Consider the following 17,057-nt stretch of genomic DNA (forward strand, 5'->3'; position numbering starts at 1 on the left):
TTTACCAAAAGATTTAGTTCGATGCAGGAAAATGTCCTCAGAGCGCTCTGACCGAGTCCTTCAGGACGAGCTTCGGAGCGAGGAGGCAGGCCTTCGGCTCTGGCGGAAGCGTGCCTCTGAGACGTCCGAGCATGAGGGAAAGGGCAGCGTCCGAAAGTTCGCTCACATTCTGCTCTATGGAGGTAAGGGCAGGCTCGAAGAGAGAATCTGCCGTCGAGTTGTCGTAGCTCACGATGGAAAGATCCTCTGGAACGTGGAGCTTGCGCTCATAGAGGCGCTTGAGGAGCCCCAAGGCAATGTTGTCGGAGGTGGCAACGACCGCCGTCGCCCCTGTCGCAATCAGTGCATCCCCTACGTGGTAGGCATCAGGGATGTAGTAGCGGCTCTGGAGCACGAGCGAAGCATCCGGCGCTATGCTTGCCTCTGCGAGCGCCTTCTCATAGCCTTGCACACGCTTCCTGCCGGTGCCTTCCTGCAGGTTCGCGACGCAGGCAATCCGTCGGTGCCCATGTTCCAGAAGATGCTTCGTCGCCAGATAGCCACCGAGCACATTGTCGAAGCTCACAGAATCGCCTTGGACACCCTCGATTACGCGGTCGACCATCTGGTATGGGACAGGAAGGGACGAGAGCATCTCTGCAAGTGACGGATCGGGTGCAAGGCCTCCTGCAGCCACAAGGAAGATCCCGTCAACGCCGCGGTTCACGAACAGGCGCACGAGCTCTGCATCGTTTTCCGGCACATCGTCCGAATTTGCAATCAGGAGGGCATACCCTTCCTTCCGGCAGCGCTGCTCCAGATGCTTCGCGAGCGAACTGAAGAAGCGGCTCTCGATATTGGGGATGATGAGGGCAAGGGTGTCGGAGCGCTGGGAGACGAGGCTTCGGGCAATCTGGTTCGGTACATAGTGCTTCTGCCGCGCACAGTCGAGGATAGCCTGGCGCTTTGCATCGGAGACACGGACATACCTGCCGTTCAGAACGAGCGACACCGTCGAAGGCGAGACACCGACCTCGCGTGCAATGTCCTTGAGCGTCACCTTGCCCATGCTCTCCCCTTCCCGCTCCTTTGCTCTTTGTACCACACATGGCGGGAGTCATCCCCCCGATATGCCTTCCGCCTCTGGCGAAAGCATGCTGCTTTGCGGCCATTCTTTGCAAGACCTGGCAGGCCCCCTGCGCTAATCTCATGCCATACCGCGAGAAAGGTGCATCATGCAGCCAGCAAACATCGATTCTGTCCAGACGTCGTTCTCCCTCCAGGCAGCAGGCTTCGAGCGTGCTGAAGCAGGGCTCTCGAGCGCTGAATGGCTCGACAGGGCACGCAGAGCGATTGCTCCTTCTGCCAAAGACCGGGTGCTCGAAGTCTGTTCTGGCACCTGCCTCATGGGCCGCTCCCTGGCGCCATACGTCAGCCATGTCACCTGCATCGATGCGACACCTGCCATGCTCGCCGAAGGGAAGCGGCTTGCTGCGAAGGCAGACCTCACAAACATGGAGTTCCAAGAAGGCCTCGCCGAGGAGCTGCCCTACCCTGACGGAACATTCGACATCGTCGTGACACGCCTCTCGTTCCATCACCTTGTGGATGCAGGAGATGTCTTCCATGAGATGGAGCGTGTGCTTGCACCAGACGGCAAGCTCGTCGTCGCAGACATGCTCAGCGCGCCTGAACCACTCCGTGACGTCCGCGATTCCATAGAGAAGATGCGCGACCCGTCTCATGAGCGCTGCTTCAGCCAGGAAGAGCTCGAGCGCTTCTTCCATGAGAGTGGCCTGCATATCCAGGAAGAGCGGATAAGCCACCTCCCCCATGCGCTCTCGGGCTGGATGGATCTCACGCATACGCCGCAGGCCACACAGGCAGAGATAGAGCGCCTCATGAAAGATGAGCTCAGAGGCGGCAGGAAGACCGGCTTTGCGCCATACAGGAATAGCGAGGGAGACATCTGGTTCGACCAGGCCTGGCTCCTCATCGTCGGCACACGCTGATGGCCTGATATCCCCAAGCGCAATGGAGCCGCTCGCCACGGTGGGAAGCGGCTCCATTGCCAACCGATAGAAAGCCTTCGGCATTTACGCCAGATCGAGCACGAGCGCTGCATCCTCAAGCCAGGTACCCTGAGAAAGAAGCGTCGTCCCCTTCTCTGCATCGAACCTCATCTCAAGCGGCACGACGCTGCGCGCCGCAAGATCGATGGCACGGGCATGGGAAGAGGAGAAGTCGCCTGCAAGGCGGATGTCCGCATTGTACGGAACATAGACAAGAAGCTTCGAGCCGTCAGATGTCTTCGAGGCGAAGACATCGTCTGCATGTGTTGCGAGCACCTCCTGCGCTGGCACAAGCTCGAAGAGCCCCATGCGCTCGACAAGCGTGCGTACAAACCCGAAGTCGCGGGCTCCCGGAAACTGCAGGCCCGCCTCATGCGGCAGCGCCTTCAGGAACCCTTCGCCTTCAAAGAGGCCGGTCCCTCCCTTCTTCCCCTGCCAGTTCCACACACCATGAGCACCATACGTTACGCCTGCAGAGGCGCCACCCAGAAGGGACAGCCAGAGCGCACGGCGGCAGTCCTCCTGGCGGAAGCGTCCATAGAGCATATGCGAGTAGCCCATCTGCTCATAGCAGGGCTCCGAATTGATGATGGGGCGCTTGTTGGGACGTGCCGCGAAACTCCGAGCCAGCGTATAGGCGCCCGCCTGTGCCGAGATGTTGTGGCCCGACTGGTAGAGATAGATATCGGCCCGCTCTGCCAGGCACTCCGGCAGCCCGTCATAGCGGCCTTTGATGTGATAGCACCTGTGAGCATACGGTGCGTACCTTTCCACGAGGTCCGTCACGCGCATATAGCGCTCGATGGTCTCCTTATGGTCGAAGTCCGTATCGCCGGAGATGATGTAGATGGGGTCGAATTCATTGAAGGAGGAGCAGATCTTGCTCACGACCGGCTCGACAAGCTCTTCCGGAATGATGTTCTGGGGAGCCATGTTCGAAGCCCAGGTGTTCGGCACATAGTTGCACCACTGGACCACAAGCGCCGGTGTGAATCCGCGCTTTACAGCCTCTCTCAGCTGCCACCTTGCATGCTCCCAGTACTCAGGCACTTCCTGCGCGAAGTCGAATGTCACGCCGCCATCTGCTGTCGCATAGGGATAGCGGGGATTTGCCACGCTCGAGCGGTCCCACTGCGGAAGCGCATTGATCTGGAGCACATTGAAGCCCTCGGCTGCACGCTGGTCGAGATACTCGATCCACTCGTCGTCCGTCGGGCTCGTGAATGCTGTCCAGATCGTATCTGCCAGCCAGAAGAACGGCTTCCCGTCGCGTACGAGATGCATGCCTTCGATCTCTATCCTGCTCATCTCTTCTGTCCCTTCCCTATCAAGTTCCTGCTGTCCACCCTGCTGAGCACCAGCACCCAGTCATCCATCGTCGGCTTGTCCGGCAGGCGCATCCTGCCTCCGGAAATCTGGCGGACCTCTTCTCCGCTATAAGTGCCCTCAGCCGGATCGAACCAGCGGAGCAGCCAGGATCCATCCTTGAGGCCGCACACCTCGAGGGGGCGCCTCGTCGTTGCCGCATAGTATGCCACGACATGGCAGCCATCCTCTGTCTTTGCAGCAAGAGGGGTCTTCCTGCCGAGGAGAGCGCTCCCGCCTGTCCCATAAGGCTCGAGCGTCCACCACTTCTGCTCCTCGAAGAAGCGGCGCATGATGCCCATCTGCTCGGCACCGGGGAAATCGATTGCCTCGGCCCAGGTGACGCCGTAGCGGTTGAAGACGGCCGCCAGCATGCGTCCTGCAGCGCTCTTCTCAAGGTCTTCCTTCGTCCAGACATTGTCCCAGATGCCCTGGGCGCCATACGTATAGCCAGCACCGCCAAGCTGCATGACCATATAGGCGACACGGCGAAGCATCGAGGCATCGATCCTGCGCGGTCCATTCTCCTCGAGCGAGGAGCATCCCTCGTAGAGCGCCTCCCCTTCGACGAAAGGCTTGCCTGCATGCTTTGCCATGAATTCCCGATAGTCGCGCTCGGCGACGACGAAGTCTCCATGTCCTGCCTGGTTGAGCGTGAAGCTGTACCAGTCCTTATCGTAGAAGGCATCAGAGAACGGCCGCTCGTTCACGGAATGCACGGTCACAGGATGATGGTAGGCATCGAGCTCAGCAACCATCTTTGCCACCTCGCTCCAGGCAGAGACCAGGAAGTCATGGCGGGCAGGATTGTAGCCGGAGGCTTCGCCTGCAATGGTCCAGACAAGAGGCAATGCCCCATAGCGGGCCACACAGTAGCGGGCAAGCGTCTTCTGCTCAGCTAGACTCGTCGCCGCGCCGAAGGCATCACCTCCGCTCTCCATGCTGCTTCCCCAGGCAAAGCCGAGTGCATTCACGAGGCCGAGGTCTGCAATGAAGTGCATGCGGCGGTCGATCTCTTCTGCAAAGATGGCAGGGTTGGGAATGGGATGCTCTGCATCCGGCCTCGTGAGCCAGAAGCGGCTATGGTCTGCAAAGTCGCTTCTGAGATTCGTCTGGTAGACCGTGAACCCCTGGGTTGCCCGCTTCTCTGCCATGCCTCTGAACTGGCTTGCCATGCCCGGATGGTTCGAGCTCTCCCAACTCTCTCCTGCAGCGAACTCCCAATGCGTATCGCCGAGCCAGAAGAAGGGCGTCCCGTCTGCATGGACGAACATGTTCCGCGCGAGCGGCTCTCCCTCATAGAGCTCTCCCGCCTGTGCGCAGCGCACAAAGCCATGCCGGAAGAGCGGAAGGGAGCCTGCGTAGGGACGGACCTCGATCGTGCCAGACTTCCCATCAAGCCCGCTTTCAGGAGGTGCAGAGAGCGTCCAGGTCCAGGTTCCTGCCTTTGGCGCCGCAAAGCTCACGCAATAGCGCGCACCGCCATCCCAGAAGGCCTCCCGGCTGATATGCATGCCATCTGTCCCTGCGAAGTCCGCCACGATGCAGCAGTCCCTCACAGGATCGCGGAAGGGGCAGGCGCTCTCGAAGCGGAGCACGACCTCCCGCCATGTCTCTGATTTCTCAGACGCAGCTTCCCGGATCTCCGTATCCATGAAACGCCTCCTTCCAGAAAAGGGGGCGGCCAGGCGTCTCGACCCAGCCGCTCCATCTCATAGACTTGAGAGAATTCCTATGCCTCGACCGGAGAGCTCGTCTCCTTGTCAAGCGCAGCAAGCTCTTCCTTCGTGAAGCCCATCGTGTAGGTCACGACTGCAGAGATGGCGCAGGCGATTGCCATGCCAAGAGCAGCAAAGATTACGTTCGAGGTGCCACCCTGCAGGTAGTTCGTGATTACGAGGAAGTTGGAGGCGCCGCCAGCAAGGTAGTACGTGACGCCGGTGATGCCAGAGAACACAGCGCCGATGGAGCCGCCGATGAACATGCCAAGCATGGTGCGACGCCAGCGAAGAAGCACGCCGAAGAGCGTCGGCTCCGTCACGCCGCCAAGGAAAGCAGAGGCGATATAGCCACCGATCATGCCCTTTTCCTCCTTGTTGCGGATGCGGAGGAAGGCACCGATAGCACAGCCCCAGACAGCGGTCATAGCGCAGTTCGTGGAGACGAAGACGAAGGGATCGTAGCCCATTGCGATGATCTGGACCTGGGCAAGCAGGATGACAGGCATGTGCATGCCGGCAATAACGAAGAGCTGCCAGAAGGCGCCGAGGACGGCCATAACAATGAGGACACCGATGCCACCCACATCTGCGAGGCCGAAGAGCGCGTTTGCGATGCCGGTACCGATGAGGTTGCCAAGAGGCGCAAGGATGATGAGCTCGATGGGGATCGTGACAATCATCGTGAACCAAGGAGCGAACATCGTGGAGAGCACATCGGGCACATGCTTCTTCATGAACTTCTCGATCTGCGCCATGACGGGAATCGTCAGGATGATCGGGAGCACAGACTGAGCATAGTTGCCTGGCACAATCTGGAAGCCATAGACGCTGATAGCCGTCTTGCCCGTCGCAGCAGCGATGATGGTCGGGGCGATCAGGATGCCGCCGCAGAGCATGCCCAAGACCTCGGACGCCTTCAGCTTCTTTGCTGCGGAATAGCCGAGGTAGATCGGCATGAAGTAGAACGAGGCTTCATAGAGCGTCGTATAGAGGAAGATATAGGTCGGATCGTCTGCAGAGAGCACGCCGAGCATCGTCGGACCAAGGATTGCCGCAATGGTGCGGAAGAGGCCGCCGCCCATAAGGAGCGGAATCATCGGCACCATGGAGCCAGAGAGATAGTCCAAGATCTTGCTCCCGACAGCCTTTGCCGTCAGCTTCTCCTTCGGAAGGTCGGCGTCGAGATTCTCGTCGATGACACCTTCACCTTTCACACCCTTTGCAAGCACCGCATCATAGACCTTCGGCACATTCTGTCCGATGATGACCTGGAGCTGCTCTCCTGCCCAGTTGATGCCCAGAACGCCCGTGATGGCCTTGATTGCATCCCCATCGACCTTCGACTTGTCCTTGAAGGTCAGGCGCAGCCTTGTCATGCAATGCGTCGCCGAGGCGATGTTCCCAGCGCCTCCGACGTTGGCAAGGACGCCCTCCGCAATCTTCTGGTTGTCGACTGCCATTGAATCCCCCTTCTTGCTACTCCGGTCCAGGCCCCCTTGCCTGGATGTCCGAAACTGCAAATCTGCTGACCTGAAGATTACAGAAGGAAGAACAGGTCTTGATGTATTCGAGGATTTAGTAGCATGTTTACAGCAATTTAGCCCTATTTAGCATTTTCGCTTGACAGCGCATAGATATTGTGGCTGAGAAAGCAATTTCCTCAGGCATTCTCGTCGGGCTTCGCCACGGACTGGCGCTGGACGATCTCCGGCAGGACGGAGATGCGCACGACCTCGCCCGCTGTCTCGCCCTTCACATGCTCCACAAGCCTTCTCACGGCAATGGCACCCATATTCGTCTTCGGCACGGCCATGGTCGTGAGAGGCGGATCGGCTATAGCGGCAGTAGATACGTCGTCGAAGCCAATCACAGAGATATCCTCCGGCACCCGGAGCCCGTGATCCTTGAGCGCACGGATGCAGCTCATCGCAATGAGGTCGTTGTCTGCAAAGTAGGCAGTCGGCAGATACGGATTCCCGTCAAGATAGCGGTTCATATCCTCATAGGCGCTCTCCATCGTGGAGCCGACCTCGATGATTGTGTGGCGGGGATCTATATCGGAAGTATTGAAGTAGCGCATGGCCTGAATGTAGCCTTCCTTGCGCTCGAGGAAGTTCCTGATCTCTGTACGGGAATGGAGATAGCCGATATCGGTATGCCCCATGTTCCTGAGGTAGCGCACAGCCGTCCAGGCACCACGGGAGTTGTCGATCACGACGGAGTCGAGATTCTTCGTCGGGAACCAGTTGTCCAGAAGGACGATGGGCACGCCCAGATGCTCGAACGGTGCCACATCGGTTGCCCGCATCTCCGTGGCCAGAAGCACGATGCCGGCACACTTGATGGAGCGCAGGCTGCCCATCTGTTCTGCCTTGTTCTCCTGCGAATAGAAGTAGGAGACGGAGAGCCGGTGGTATCCGAGCTTGTAGGTCATATCGGAAACGCCCTTGATGAGGGACTCGAAGAAGGGGGTATCTGAGACGACGCGGCCATGCTGCTTGTAGATGACAAGAAGAATCGTACTGGTCTTGCGGGGTGTGGACGGCATGTCATATTCGAAGCCGAGCTCTTCTGCCACCTTGCGCACACGGTCCCTTGTCTCTGCACCGACGCCAGGGCGATCCCGGAACACGAGCGAGACCGTTGCTGGAGAGACTCCTGCTGCCTTTGCAACATCGCGTGCCGTGACCCTTCCCGCCATATGCTCTCCTCAACCTGTTTAGAGCTAAATATTTAGTAATTGCGCCTACTCGTTAAGTATAGCTGAGTCCATCCATATCCTCTATCCCAGGAAAAGAAACCTGCCCTTCCAATCCGCTGAATGGCGGATGCGGAGACAGAGGAGAGGAGCCTCATGGACAAGATCGTTCTTGGCTATGCACCGACGCGCAGGAGCATCTTCAGCGCGCCCGATGCACGGAAGTACCGCAAGATCATCGCCGACAAGCTGCGTGAGCTCGGCGTGGAGTTTGTCGATATCGACGATATCAACGAGGAGGGCCTGCTCTACGACGAGGACGACCGCCTCAAGGTCCTGAAGAAGTTCCAGGATGCAGGGGTCGACGGCCTGTTCCTCCCCCACTGCAACTTCGGCACCGAGTTCATCTGTGCACGCCTTGCCAAAGATCTCGGCAAGCCCGTCCTTCTGTGGGGACCGCTCGATGAGCGCCCCGAGGCTGACGGCACCCGCCTGCGCGACACCCAGTGCGGACTCTTTGCGACCGGCAAGATGCTGCGCCGCTTCCAGGTGCCCTTCACCTACATGACGAACTGCAGGGTGGACGATCCTGTCTTCGAACGGGGACTGCGCGACTTCATTGCTGTCTGCAATGTCGTGAAGAAGTTCCGCTCCGCCAGGATCCTCCAGATAGGGCCGCGTCCCTACGAGTTCTATTCCACGATGTGCAACGAGGGCGAGCTCCTCGAGCGCTTTGGCATCGAGTGCGTGCCGGTGCCCCTGCCCGAGCTCACCCGCGGCGTGAAGGCAGCACTTGCAGAGGACAAGGGCGACGGGACCTCCGATGTGGAGAAGCAGCTTGCCTGGATCTCCGAGCACTTCGAGAAGAACTGCTCAGACGAGCAGGTGCGGACCATTGCTGCCATGGCGGTGACGATGCGCCGCATGCTCCAGAAGTACCACTGCACAGCCGGCTGCATCCAGTGCTGGAACGAGCTCCAGCATGAGCTCCATGTGATGCCCTGCGCCGCGAACTCGATACTCAACGAGGAGGGCACGCCCATCACGTGCGAGACGGACGTCCATGGCGCGATCACCTCCCTCATGGTCGAAGCCGCTGACATGGGGCGCAAGCGCTCCTTCTTTGCCGACTGGACCATCCGCCACCCGGACGATCCCAACGGAGAGCTCCTGCAGCACTGCGGGCCGTGGCCCTGCTCCGTGGCACAGAGAAAGCCGCTCATCACGACGCCTCTTGCCTTCGACCACAATGGCGCCCTTACGGCAGAGGCAAAGCACGGCACGGTCACGCTGGCCCGCTTCGATGGGGACAACGGCCAGTACTCGATGCTGCTGGGCACGGCAGAGGGCATCGATGGCCCCAAGGGCATGGGCACCTACCTCTGGGTCCGTGTACAGAACATCAAGCGCCTCGAGGCAAAGATCGTGGAGGGACCCTACATCCACCACTGTGCCGGCATCCACGACGACGTCGTGCCCGTGCTCTATGAAGCCTGCAAGTATCTGGGCATCACGCCGGATCTGTATGACCCGATCGAAGATGACATCAAGGCCTATCTGAGGGGAGAGTAAGGATGGAGATCCACGAGCTCGAAAGCCTGCGCTGGGACCTGCGTCAGGATTGCGTCGACATCATCATGGCGGGAGGCGGCGGACATATCGGAGGCGACATGTCCGTAATCGATGCCTTGATGGTCCTCTACGAGAACCATCTGAGGATCACGCCGGAGACGGTGGATGACCCCGACCGTGACCGCTTCGTCCTCTCCAAGGGACATGCTATGGAGGCCTACTACGCCGTGCTCTGCCACGAAGGCTTCCTCGACCTCGACGATGTGAAGGCACGCTTCTCGAAGTTCAAGAGCCCCTACATCGGACACCCGAACAACAAGCTTTGCGGCATCGAGATGAACTCCGGCTCCCTGGGACACGGCCTGCCCGTCGCTGTGGGCATGGCGCTTGCCGCGAAGATGGATGGCAGGAAGTACCGCACCTATGTCTTCATGGGCGACGGCGAGCTTGCAGAAGGCTCTGTCTGGGAAGGTGCCATGTCGGGCGGCAACTTCGAGCTCGACAACCTCTGTGCCCTCGTGGACAGGAACCGTCTCCAGATCTCTGGCTCCACTGAAGACGTTATGAAGCAGGACTCCCAGGAAGAGCGCTGGGCCGCCTTCGGCTGGAACGTCCTCTCGATTCCGGGCAATGACATCCGTGCGCTCGATGCTGCCTTCTCGCTTGCCGAAGAGACGAAGGGCAAGCCTACCGTCATCATTGCCAACACAACAAAGGGCTTCGGCTCCCCTGTCATGGAGAACAAGGCATCCTGGCACCACCACCTGCCGAATGCAGAAGAGTACGCCCAGATCACCGCAGATTTCGCAGCACACAAGGAGGAGTGCCATGCCTAACAAGATTGCGAACAAGCAGGCCATCTGCGATGTGCTGATGGAGGCTGCCGCCACTGACAAGGACGTCTGCGTCCTCTGTTCCGACTCGAGGGGCTCTGCCTCCTTGACGCCCTTCTTCGACAAGTATCCTGAGCAGGCCATCGAGGTCGGCATCGCCGAGCAGGACCTCGTCGGCATTGCTGCCGGCCTCGCCTCCTGCGGCAAGAAGCCGTTTGCAGCAAGCCCGGCAAGCTTCCTCACGACCCGTTCCTATGAGCAGGCAAAGGTCGACTGCGCCTACTCCGACACGAACGTGAAGCTCATTGGCATCTCCGGCGGCATCTCCTATGGTGCCTTGGGCATGTCCCACCACTCCGCCCAGGATATCGCAGCCATGTCCGCCATTCCGAACATGCGCGTCTATCTCCCGAGCGACCGCTTCCAGACCGCCAAGCTCATCCGTGCCCTTCTGAAGGACGAAAAGCCTGCCTATGTGCGTGTCGGCAGAAACGCCGTCGAGGATATCTACGCCGAGGACTCCTGCCCCTTCGAGATGGACAAGGCAACCTGGCTCAAGGAGGGCACCGACATCGCAATCGTCGCCACAGGCGAGCTCGTCCGTCCAGCACTCGATGCTGCAGCGCTGCTTGAGGCCAAGGGCATCTCTGCCACCGTCCTTGACATGTACTGCGTGAAGCCGCTCGATGAAGAGGCTGTCGTGAAGGCTGCCCGCAACGCAAAGGCTGTCCTCACGGTCGAGGAGCACTCTCCGTATGGAGGCCTCGGCGCCCGCGTCGCCCAGACGGTCGCTTCCAACTGCCCGCGACTCGTCGAGAACCTCTCGCTTCCTGATGCCCCGGTCGTCACCGGCACCTCGAAGGAGGTCTTCAGCTACTACGGCCTCGATGCAGAAGGCATTGCAGCATCTGCAGAGAAGCTTCTCGGAAAGGCTGAACAGTAGCGATGGGAAAGCTCATCCTTGCAATAGACCAGTCCACACAGGGCACGAAGGCGCTCCTCTTCCAAGAGGATGGCTCCCTTCTGGCAAAGACCTCCCTGCCCCACACGCAGTATGTGAACGAGCAGGGCTGGGTCGAGCATGATGCGGAAGAGATCTTGGGGAACGTCTGCTCCTGCGTCGAAACGCTGATGCAGGAGTCCGGTGCCCACGCGGAAGACATCGCCGCCTTCGGCATCTCGAACCAGCGCGAGACCTGCCTTGCCTGGAACAGGACCACCGGCAAGCCTCTGGGACGTGCCATCGTCTGGCAGTGCGGCCGTGCTGCAGCACTCTGCGACGAGCTCAAGACGACACATCCTGGTACAGAAGAGCTTGTGCAGGATCGCTCGGGTCTTGCACTCTCTCCCTACTTCTCTGCCGCCAAGATGTCCTGGATGCTCCAGAACGTGCCGGAAGTCCAAGAGGCTGCAAAGACAGGCACGCTCTGCTTCGGCACAATCGACTCCTGGCTGGCCTACAGCCTCTGCGAAGGCCATCCCTTCGTGACAGAGCCATCAAATGCCTGCAGGACCCAGCTTCTGAACCTCAGGGACGCCTCATGGGACGAGGACCTTCTCGCCCTTTTCGGCATCCCCCGCTCTTCCCTGCCTCAAGTCCTTGCGTCCGATGCCCTCTTCGGTGTCTCTGACTTCAATGGCGCGCTTGCAGCTCCTGTGCCTCTCCATGCAATGCTCGGTGACTCCCAGGCAGCGCTTGCTGCCCAGGACTGCCTCAAGCCGGGAGAAGTCAAGGCGACCTATGGCACCGGCTCTTCCGTCATGCTCATGGCAGGAGATGCTCCCATCCGGAGCACCCATGGCCTTGTCTCGAGCATTGCCTGGAACCTCGAAGGCAGGCTCTCCTACGTGCTCGAAGGAAACCTCAACTACACCGGTGCTGTCGTCTCCTGGCTGAAGGACCGGGTCCATCTGATCGAGAGCCCGGACGAGCTCGAAGGGCTCATCCATGAGGCAAACCCGAACGACAGGAGCTACTTCGTGCCTGCCTTCACCGGTCTCGGTGCTCCCTGGTGGGACAGTGCCGCCACGGGCATGCTCACCGGCGTCACAACACTCACCGGCAGGGCAGAGATCGCAAAGGCCTGCGCCGAGTGCATTCCCTACCAGATAGCAGATGTGCTCGATGCCTTGAGGGCCGATACCGACCTTGCTCTCACAACCCTGAGAGCAGATGGCGGCGTCACGAAGAATGCCTACCTCATGCAGTTCCAGGCAGACATGGCAAAGGCATCGGTCGAGGTCTCGAAGCTCGCCGAACTCTCTGCCGCAGGAGCCGCCTTTGCAGCAGGCAGAGGAGCTGGCCTCTGGACAGAAAATGTGATCCACGAGCGCTATGGACATGAGACCTATACGCCCGAGATGGCAGAAGAGATGCGCCAGAGCAAGCGCTCAGGCTGGCAGGCTGCCCTTCGACAGGTCCGCTGCCACAGCTGACATATCTGGGTAGAACAAGCAACGGAAAGACATTGCAGGGCAGCAGATGCTGGCCCCTGCTGCACAAGAAAGGGGATATGCATGGCTGGATACAAGACGTTCACTTCGGCCGCCGACATGGGGCCCTATGTCTCGAAGCTCATCCTCGAGCTCCCCGAGAAGGTGCGTACGGAATTCGTGGACAAGGCTGGCTTCAGCGTCTATGTGGAGCGCAAGGACGCCGAGACCGGGGAGGTCGTTCTCGCCAAGGAGCATCATGCAGACAAGCGTGCCTACCCCTCGAAGGGCTATGTCCCTGTGCTTTCTGCCTATGCCTCTGACGGCGAAGGCAACCCGCAGGAGCAGGGTTCCTATATCGCGCTCGAGCTGCCCGAGGTCCGCCTCACGAAGAGGATCGATGGAGCGCTCACCCGTGGCTACATCCGTGTGCTGGACTTCCGTATCACGCAGACGAAAGCCATACCGTCTGAGACTCCGGGCGAGGCTCCGCTCACAGGCCTGGTCTTCGATATCGACACCGGGGACATCTGCCCTGACCTCAATGGCTGGGACCTCACGGGCTCTGGCATCTTCGACGATATCGATATGAACTACGGCTTCTTCACGCCTGACTTGGACGCCGTCAATGCCGCACGCGCAGCACGTCCTTTCAACCCACTGCCGCCGATTGCGTCCGTGCCGCTCCTTGTCTGGCTCCACGGTGCAGGAGAGGGACAGGAGCCCTACCGTACCGTCATGGGCAACCGTGTGACGCTTCTCTCCTCCCCTGAGATTCAGGAGGAGCTCGGCGGAGCTGCCTATATCCTGGCTCCTTCAAGCCCGACCTATTGGATGGACTCCGGCAATGGTCAGATTGCCGACGACAACAAGTCGATCTATACGAAGGCCCTGAAGACCTTGATCGATGAGTTCATCGAGGCGCACCCCGACATCGACCGCAAGCGCATCTATGTGGGAGGTCTCTCCAACGGTGGATTCATGACAATGAGGCTGGTGGCAGACTATCCGGGATTCTTTGCAGCAGGCGTGCCTGTCTGTGCACCGTGGGTCGCATCGCTTGCCACAGGCGAGGAAATGAATGCAATCGCCCAGACCCCGCTCTGGTTCGTGCAGTCTGCTGACGACCCGATCGTAACGGCACAGGACCATGCGCTTGCTGACTACAAGAAGCTCAAGGAGCTTGGTGCGAAAGACGTCCACATCACCTGCTTCGACCACATCCAGGACGAGACCGGCAGGTACCACGACAAGGATGGACAGCCGCAACGCTACATAGGCCACTTCGTCTGGATTCCTGCCTACCATGACTTCGTGAAGACGGAGCTCGATGGCACAAATGTGCTTGTGGATGGCTGCCCCGTCACCCTCTGGCAGTGGGTTGGTCTCCATCATCTGGCTTAGGCATCAAGGAACAACAGCCTGCAAAGCAAGCGCCCCGGCTCGCAATGAGCCGGGGCGCTCTTTCTTGCCTATGAATGAAGATCTCATTCCGTGTGCTTGGGGGTAGCCTTTGCCTTCCGCTTCTTACGGATGCGGTGGACGACCACATCGAGGACGACGAGGAGGAGGACGACAGCCACGATGAGGACAGCCCACTCGCGCATGCCCCAGTGGCGGTTGGCAAGGTCTCCCTGGGCCTCCGCCTCCTCGGGGACATATTCCGTCCTCTCGCAGTGTACGAGGAGCCTGTGGTCGTTCACGCCGTAGGGCGTGCAGGTGACAAGGGTGAGGAGGTCCTTGCCCTGCTGGATGCCCAAGGAGTCCATCTCATCGGGCCATACGACCTCGGAGGAGTCCACCTTGTAGGCAAGCACCTCCCCCATCGTATGGAGGAGCACGATGTCTCCCGGCACGAGATCGCGGATATCGTCGAACATGGAGAGGTTCTTCATGCCGGAATGGGCAGTGAGGACGCAGTGGGTGGATGTGCCTCCCACGGGAAGCGACGTCCCTTCAAGGTGCCCTACGCCTGCCATGAGGGCAGCATCCGATGTGCCGTGGTAGATCGGCATGCTGACATCGATGGAGGGGATCTCGATCCAGCTCATCATGGGGTCGCGGTCGAACGTAAGCTGCTGCTCATAGGGAAGGATGGAGTCTGCATCGATCTCAGGAGCCTCTCCCGCAAGTACCTCGTTGAAGGCGCAAGCCTGCGTGAGGTAGTAGTCCTTCTGCTCCTGGTCCATCGCATCGACCGTGCTCGAGACCGTCGAGATCTGGTTCAGGACGCCCGATGCCTCTATCCTGTCGAGCACCCAGGGCCAGACCATGAGGGCAACACCGAAGAGGATAACGAGGATCGTGATCAGGCGGTCAGCCCAGCGGGGCAGGCGCTTCTTCTTGGCCTTCTTCTTTCCTTTGCCTTGTTCACCAGCCATATCCTTCTTGCTCTTCATCGTCCCCTCCTCCCGAGGTCTCAAGTACTCGGGCACTCATCATATGCCGCAGCAAGAGGAAGGGACCCTGCACGAAACAGAGCCCCTTCCCTTCCGCGCTATCTCGGATTAAGAACTGTATTCTTACATCTTACTCGTTATCCTGCTTGCGATTGCGGACGACGCGGGAGACGCCGAAGGCGAGCACGAGGCCGCCTGCGACCCACGTCAGCGTCACGCCAGCCTGGCCGGTGAGAGGCAGGCCCACGGACTTGGTATCGCCGACCGTGATGTTCACGGTCTTGTTGTCGGTCACGCCAGAGCCGGTCTGAGCCGTCAGCGTGTTGTCGCCTGTGGTGCCGTCAGAGAGGCCGGCGATAACATGAGCAGAATCGGTAGTGTTGAGCGTGCTGGCGAGCGTAACGGTCTGGTCGTTCTGGTTGATTGTCGGCGTAATCGTGAACGTGAAGTCGCTCACCGTGGAGTATCCGTCAGGTGCGGAGACCTCGTGCACCTTGTAGGTGCCTGCATCGAGGCCGGTCACGTCAATCTTGCCGTTCGCGTCGGTGGTCAGATTTACTGCGGTATCACTGAGCGTGCCATCTGCTGCGACATACTTGTTCGTAGTGGCCGTATCGTCGGCGCTGCTCACCTGGATGGTAAAGACGGCGCCAGCAAGTGCCTGCTCGGTGCCCTGGTCGACCTTCACAAGATTGAGGCCATAGGTGAAGTCCGTGACATGGCGGTCAATGGTCCTGCCGGTACCCTCACCGTTCGGATTGTTTGAGTACTCGAGATAGACGGTGTTCGGGTTGCCCGCGTTACCAATCACGGCGCTGGAATTAATCTTTGCTGTGTAGGAAACAACGAAGACGGAGTCCTTTGTTGCTCCAGTGATGGACTTGAGGCCCTTCGGAGCAGTCTTGCTATTCACATTCACCGTCAGGACATGCGCACCGTTCGTACCATCAGTGACACCAGAAGTGAAGTAGTTGGTCACATCAACCTTCGAGTCCGAGCTGTGAAGCACATCAGCCTTTGCCACTCCCGAATTGGCATACATGTAGACCTTGACACTGTTCGAATCAATCGTGAGTCCCTGTGAGACCGTATCCGTGAACTTGTAGGAGTAGCTGTCATACGTCGCGAAGTCCTGAGCGACGGTGCCGTAGAGGTTGTATCTGACATCCTGGCCGATGTGGGAGTCAGCGGCATCGTGCTCAGTGTTGTCTGCATCGGAGACGATCTTTTTCTCGACCGTCGGTATACTCGCCTTCTCGGTCACGGTGTAGGCGGAGCCGCCGACGACAGCGAAGATAGGCAGAGTGTAGGACTCGCTGGCCTTAGTGCTGGAGCCCGGATCCACAGTGGTACCGTCCGTTACGAAGAGCCAGTAGCCGTTGTTGAGAGCGGAGCTTGCTTTGCCGCCCTCGACGGTCGTCTGGGAGGTCTTGCCCATGACAGCCTTAGCGATAGCCTCTGCAACAGGATTGGATGCGTCGATATTTGTCGTGCTCGTCACATTAGCTGTGATCCAGTCGGCGGCATCCTGTGCGGTCGTGCCGGCATAGCTCGTGTCCTGTGCACTGATGACGCCCTCGACGGCAGCCTTAACGTCGTCGTTGGCCCAAGAGATATTAGAAACCGACTTCGTGCCATCAGTGTTATCCGTGACCGTGGCCTTGAAGATCTCGTAGCCCTTGAAGCTGGTCTCGTTGCCTTGGACATTGCTGATGGTGATGGTGTTGTCTCCCTCTGCTGCGAATGCCATGGTCGCAGGTCCGAGCGCTCCGCCCAGGCTCATTGCGATCGTGAGGCCGGCCGTGACGGCTGCGCGTGCGATGCTGTGCTTCTTCATGATGCTTTCCTTCCTCTTGACGGATCTCTCCGTCCCCTTCTGTATGGTCACGAGGCGCCTTTGGCCCCTGGTTCCCCAAACAAAACCTGCTTTTGTGCCGAGCTCTCCCTGCAGCCTGCTGGATAAGGCTGTCATCCGCGTGCCCACA

At 59.5% G+C, this 17,057-nt stretch carries 13 protein-coding genes; 6 read left to right on the forward strand and 7 right to left on the reverse strand.

The features are described 5' to 3' along the window. Positions 1-37 precede the first annotated feature (37 nt). Positions 38-1,048, reverse strand: a complete 1,011-nt coding sequence (locus VXJ24_RS03075; RefSeq protein WP_330971454.1) for a LacI family DNA-binding transcriptional regulator — start codon at positions 1,046-1,048, stop codon at positions 38-40. A gap of 166 nt (positions 1,049-1,214) precedes the next feature. On the opposite strand from VXJ24_RS03075, the gene VXJ24_RS03080 reads away from it, so the two are divergent. Continuing rightward, a complete protein-coding gene (locus VXJ24_RS03080) occupies positions 1,215-1,991 on the forward strand; it encodes a class I SAM-dependent methyltransferase (RefSeq protein WP_330971455.1) in 777 nt (258 codons plus the stop codon). A gap of 84 nt (positions 1,992-2,075) precedes the next feature. Here the strand turns inward: VXJ24_RS03080 and VXJ24_RS03085 are convergent, their stop codons facing one another. The 4 genes from VXJ24_RS03085 to VXJ24_RS03100 form a co-directional block, all read right to left on the reverse strand. Then, entirely contained in the window at positions 2,076-3,359 is a 1,284-nt protein-coding gene (locus VXJ24_RS03085) for a glycoside hydrolase family 140 protein (RefSeq protein ID WP_330971456.1), read from the reverse strand. Continuing rightward, entirely contained in the window at positions 3,356-5,071 is a 1,716-nt protein-coding gene (locus tag VXJ24_RS03090; RefSeq protein ID WP_330971457.1) for a glycoside hydrolase family 140 protein, read from the reverse strand. The genes VXJ24_RS03085 and VXJ24_RS03090 overlap by 4 nt, the downstream gene beginning before the upstream one ends. A 77-nt stretch (positions 5,072-5,148) precedes the next feature. After that, on the reverse strand, positions 5,149-6,597 hold the full coding sequence (locus VXJ24_RS03095; protein WP_330971458.1) for a PTS transporter subunit EIIC: 1,449 nt from the start codon (positions 6,595-6,597) through the stop codon (positions 5,149-5,151). Positions 6,598-6,797: 200 nt separating this feature from the next. Beyond that, complete coding sequence (locus VXJ24_RS03100; RefSeq protein WP_330971459.1) at positions 6,798-7,838, reverse strand: LacI family DNA-binding transcriptional regulator; 1,041 nt, start codon at positions 7,836-7,838, stop codon at positions 6,798-6,800. Positions 7,839-7,991: 153 nt separating this feature from the next. On the opposite strand from VXJ24_RS03100, the gene VXJ24_RS03105 reads away from it, so the two are divergent. The 5 genes from VXJ24_RS03105 to VXJ24_RS03125 all read left to right on the forward strand — a co-directional run bounded on the left by VXJ24_RS03105 (position 7,992) and on the right by VXJ24_RS03125 (position 14,077). Then, positions 7,992-9,407: an L-fucose/L-arabinose isomerase family protein gene (locus tag VXJ24_RS03105; protein ID WP_330971460.1), complete on the forward strand. Its 1,416-nt coding sequence runs from the start codon at positions 7,992-7,994 to the stop codon at positions 9,405-9,407. A 2-nt stretch (positions 9,408-9,409) separates the two neighbouring features. Then, positions 9,410-10,243 (forward strand): transketolase, encoded by an 834-nt coding sequence (locus VXJ24_RS03110; protein WP_330971461.1) that lies wholly within the window; start codon positions 9,410-9,412, stop codon positions 10,241-10,243. Next, on the forward strand, positions 10,236-11,183 hold the full coding sequence (locus tag VXJ24_RS03115; RefSeq protein WP_330971462.1) for a transketolase family protein: 948 nt from the start codon (positions 10,236-10,238) through the stop codon (positions 11,181-11,183). Before VXJ24_RS03110 ends, VXJ24_RS03115 begins: the two co-directional genes overlap by 8 nt. A 2-nt stretch (positions 11,184-11,185) precedes the next feature. After that, positions 11,186-12,676 (forward strand): FGGY family carbohydrate kinase, encoded by a 1,491-nt coding sequence (locus VXJ24_RS03120; protein ID WP_330971463.1) that lies wholly within the window; start codon positions 11,186-11,188, stop codon positions 12,674-12,676. 81 nt (positions 12,677-12,757) lie between these two features. Continuing rightward, a complete protein-coding gene (locus VXJ24_RS03125) occupies positions 12,758-14,077 on the forward strand; it encodes a prolyl oligopeptidase family serine peptidase (RefSeq protein ID WP_330971464.1) in 1,320 nt (439 codons plus the stop codon). Positions 14,078-14,160: 83 nt separating this feature from the next. Here the strand turns inward: VXJ24_RS03125 and VXJ24_RS03130 are convergent, their stop codons facing one another. Together VXJ24_RS03130 and VXJ24_RS03135 are read right to left on the reverse strand one after the other, a co-directional pair. Continuing rightward, on the reverse strand, positions 14,161-15,072 hold the full coding sequence (locus VXJ24_RS03130; protein WP_330971465.1) for a class C sortase: 912 nt from the start codon (positions 15,070-15,072) through the stop codon (positions 14,161-14,163). Positions 15,073-15,202: 130 nt separating this feature from the next. Further along, a complete protein-coding gene (locus tag VXJ24_RS03135) occupies positions 15,203-16,909 on the reverse strand; it encodes a SpaA isopeptide-forming pilin-related protein (RefSeq protein ID WP_330971466.1) in 1,707 nt (568 codons plus the stop codon). Positions 16,910-17,057: the final 148 nt, after the last annotated feature.

This window comes from Olsenella kribbiana, assembly GCF_036408795.1.
GTDB classification, from domain to species: domain Bacteria; phylum Actinomycetota; class Coriobacteriia; order Coriobacteriales; family Atopobiaceae; genus Olsenella_L; species Olsenella_L kribbiana.

Coding starts and splice junctions, on each gene's coding strand:
- VXJ24_RS03080 (WP_330971455.1), top strand. CDS start 1,215: ATGCAGCCAGCAAACATCGATTCTGTCCAGACGTCGTTCTCCCTCCAG.
- VXJ24_RS03120 (WP_330971463.1), top strand. CDS start 11,186: ATGGGAAAGCTCATCCTTGCAATAGACCAGTCCACACAGGGCACGAAG.
- VXJ24_RS03115 (WP_330971462.1), top strand. CDS start 10,236: ATGCCTAACAAGATTGCGAACAAGCAGGCCATCTGCGATGTGCTGATG.
- VXJ24_RS03085 (WP_330971456.1), bottom strand. CDS start 3,359: ATGAGCAGGATAGAGATCGAAGGCATGCATCTCGTACGCGACGGGAAG.
- VXJ24_RS03075 (WP_330971454.1), bottom strand. CDS start 1,048: ATGGGCAAGGTGACGCTCAAGGACATTGCACGCGAGGTCGGTGTCTCG.
- VXJ24_RS03135 (WP_330971466.1), bottom strand. CDS start 16,909: ATGAAGAAGCACAGCATCGCACGCGCAGCCGTCACGGCCGGCCTCACG.
- VXJ24_RS03090 (WP_330971457.1), bottom strand. CDS start 5,071: ATGGATACGGAGATCCGGGAAGCTGCGTCTGAGAAATCAGAGACATGG.
- VXJ24_RS03110 (WP_330971461.1), top strand. CDS start 9,410: ATGGAGATCCACGAGCTCGAAAGCCTGCGCTGGGACCTGCGTCAGGAT.
- VXJ24_RS03125 (WP_330971464.1), top strand. CDS start 12,758: ATGGCTGGATACAAGACGTTCACTTCGGCCGCCGACATGGGGCCCTAT.
- VXJ24_RS03130 (WP_330971465.1), bottom strand. CDS start 15,072: ATGAAGAGCAAGAAGGATATGGCTGGTGAACAAGGCAAAGGAAAGAAG.
- VXJ24_RS03095 (WP_330971458.1), bottom strand. CDS start 6,597: ATGGCAGTCGACAACCAGAAGATTGCGGAGGGCGTCCTTGCCAACGTC.
- VXJ24_RS03100 (WP_330971459.1), bottom strand. CDS start 7,838: ATGGCGGGAAGGGTCACGGCACGCGATGTTGCAAAGGCAGCAGGAGTC.
- VXJ24_RS03105 (WP_330971460.1), top strand. CDS start 7,992: ATGGACAAGATCGTTCTTGGCTATGCACCGACGCGCAGGAGCATCTTC.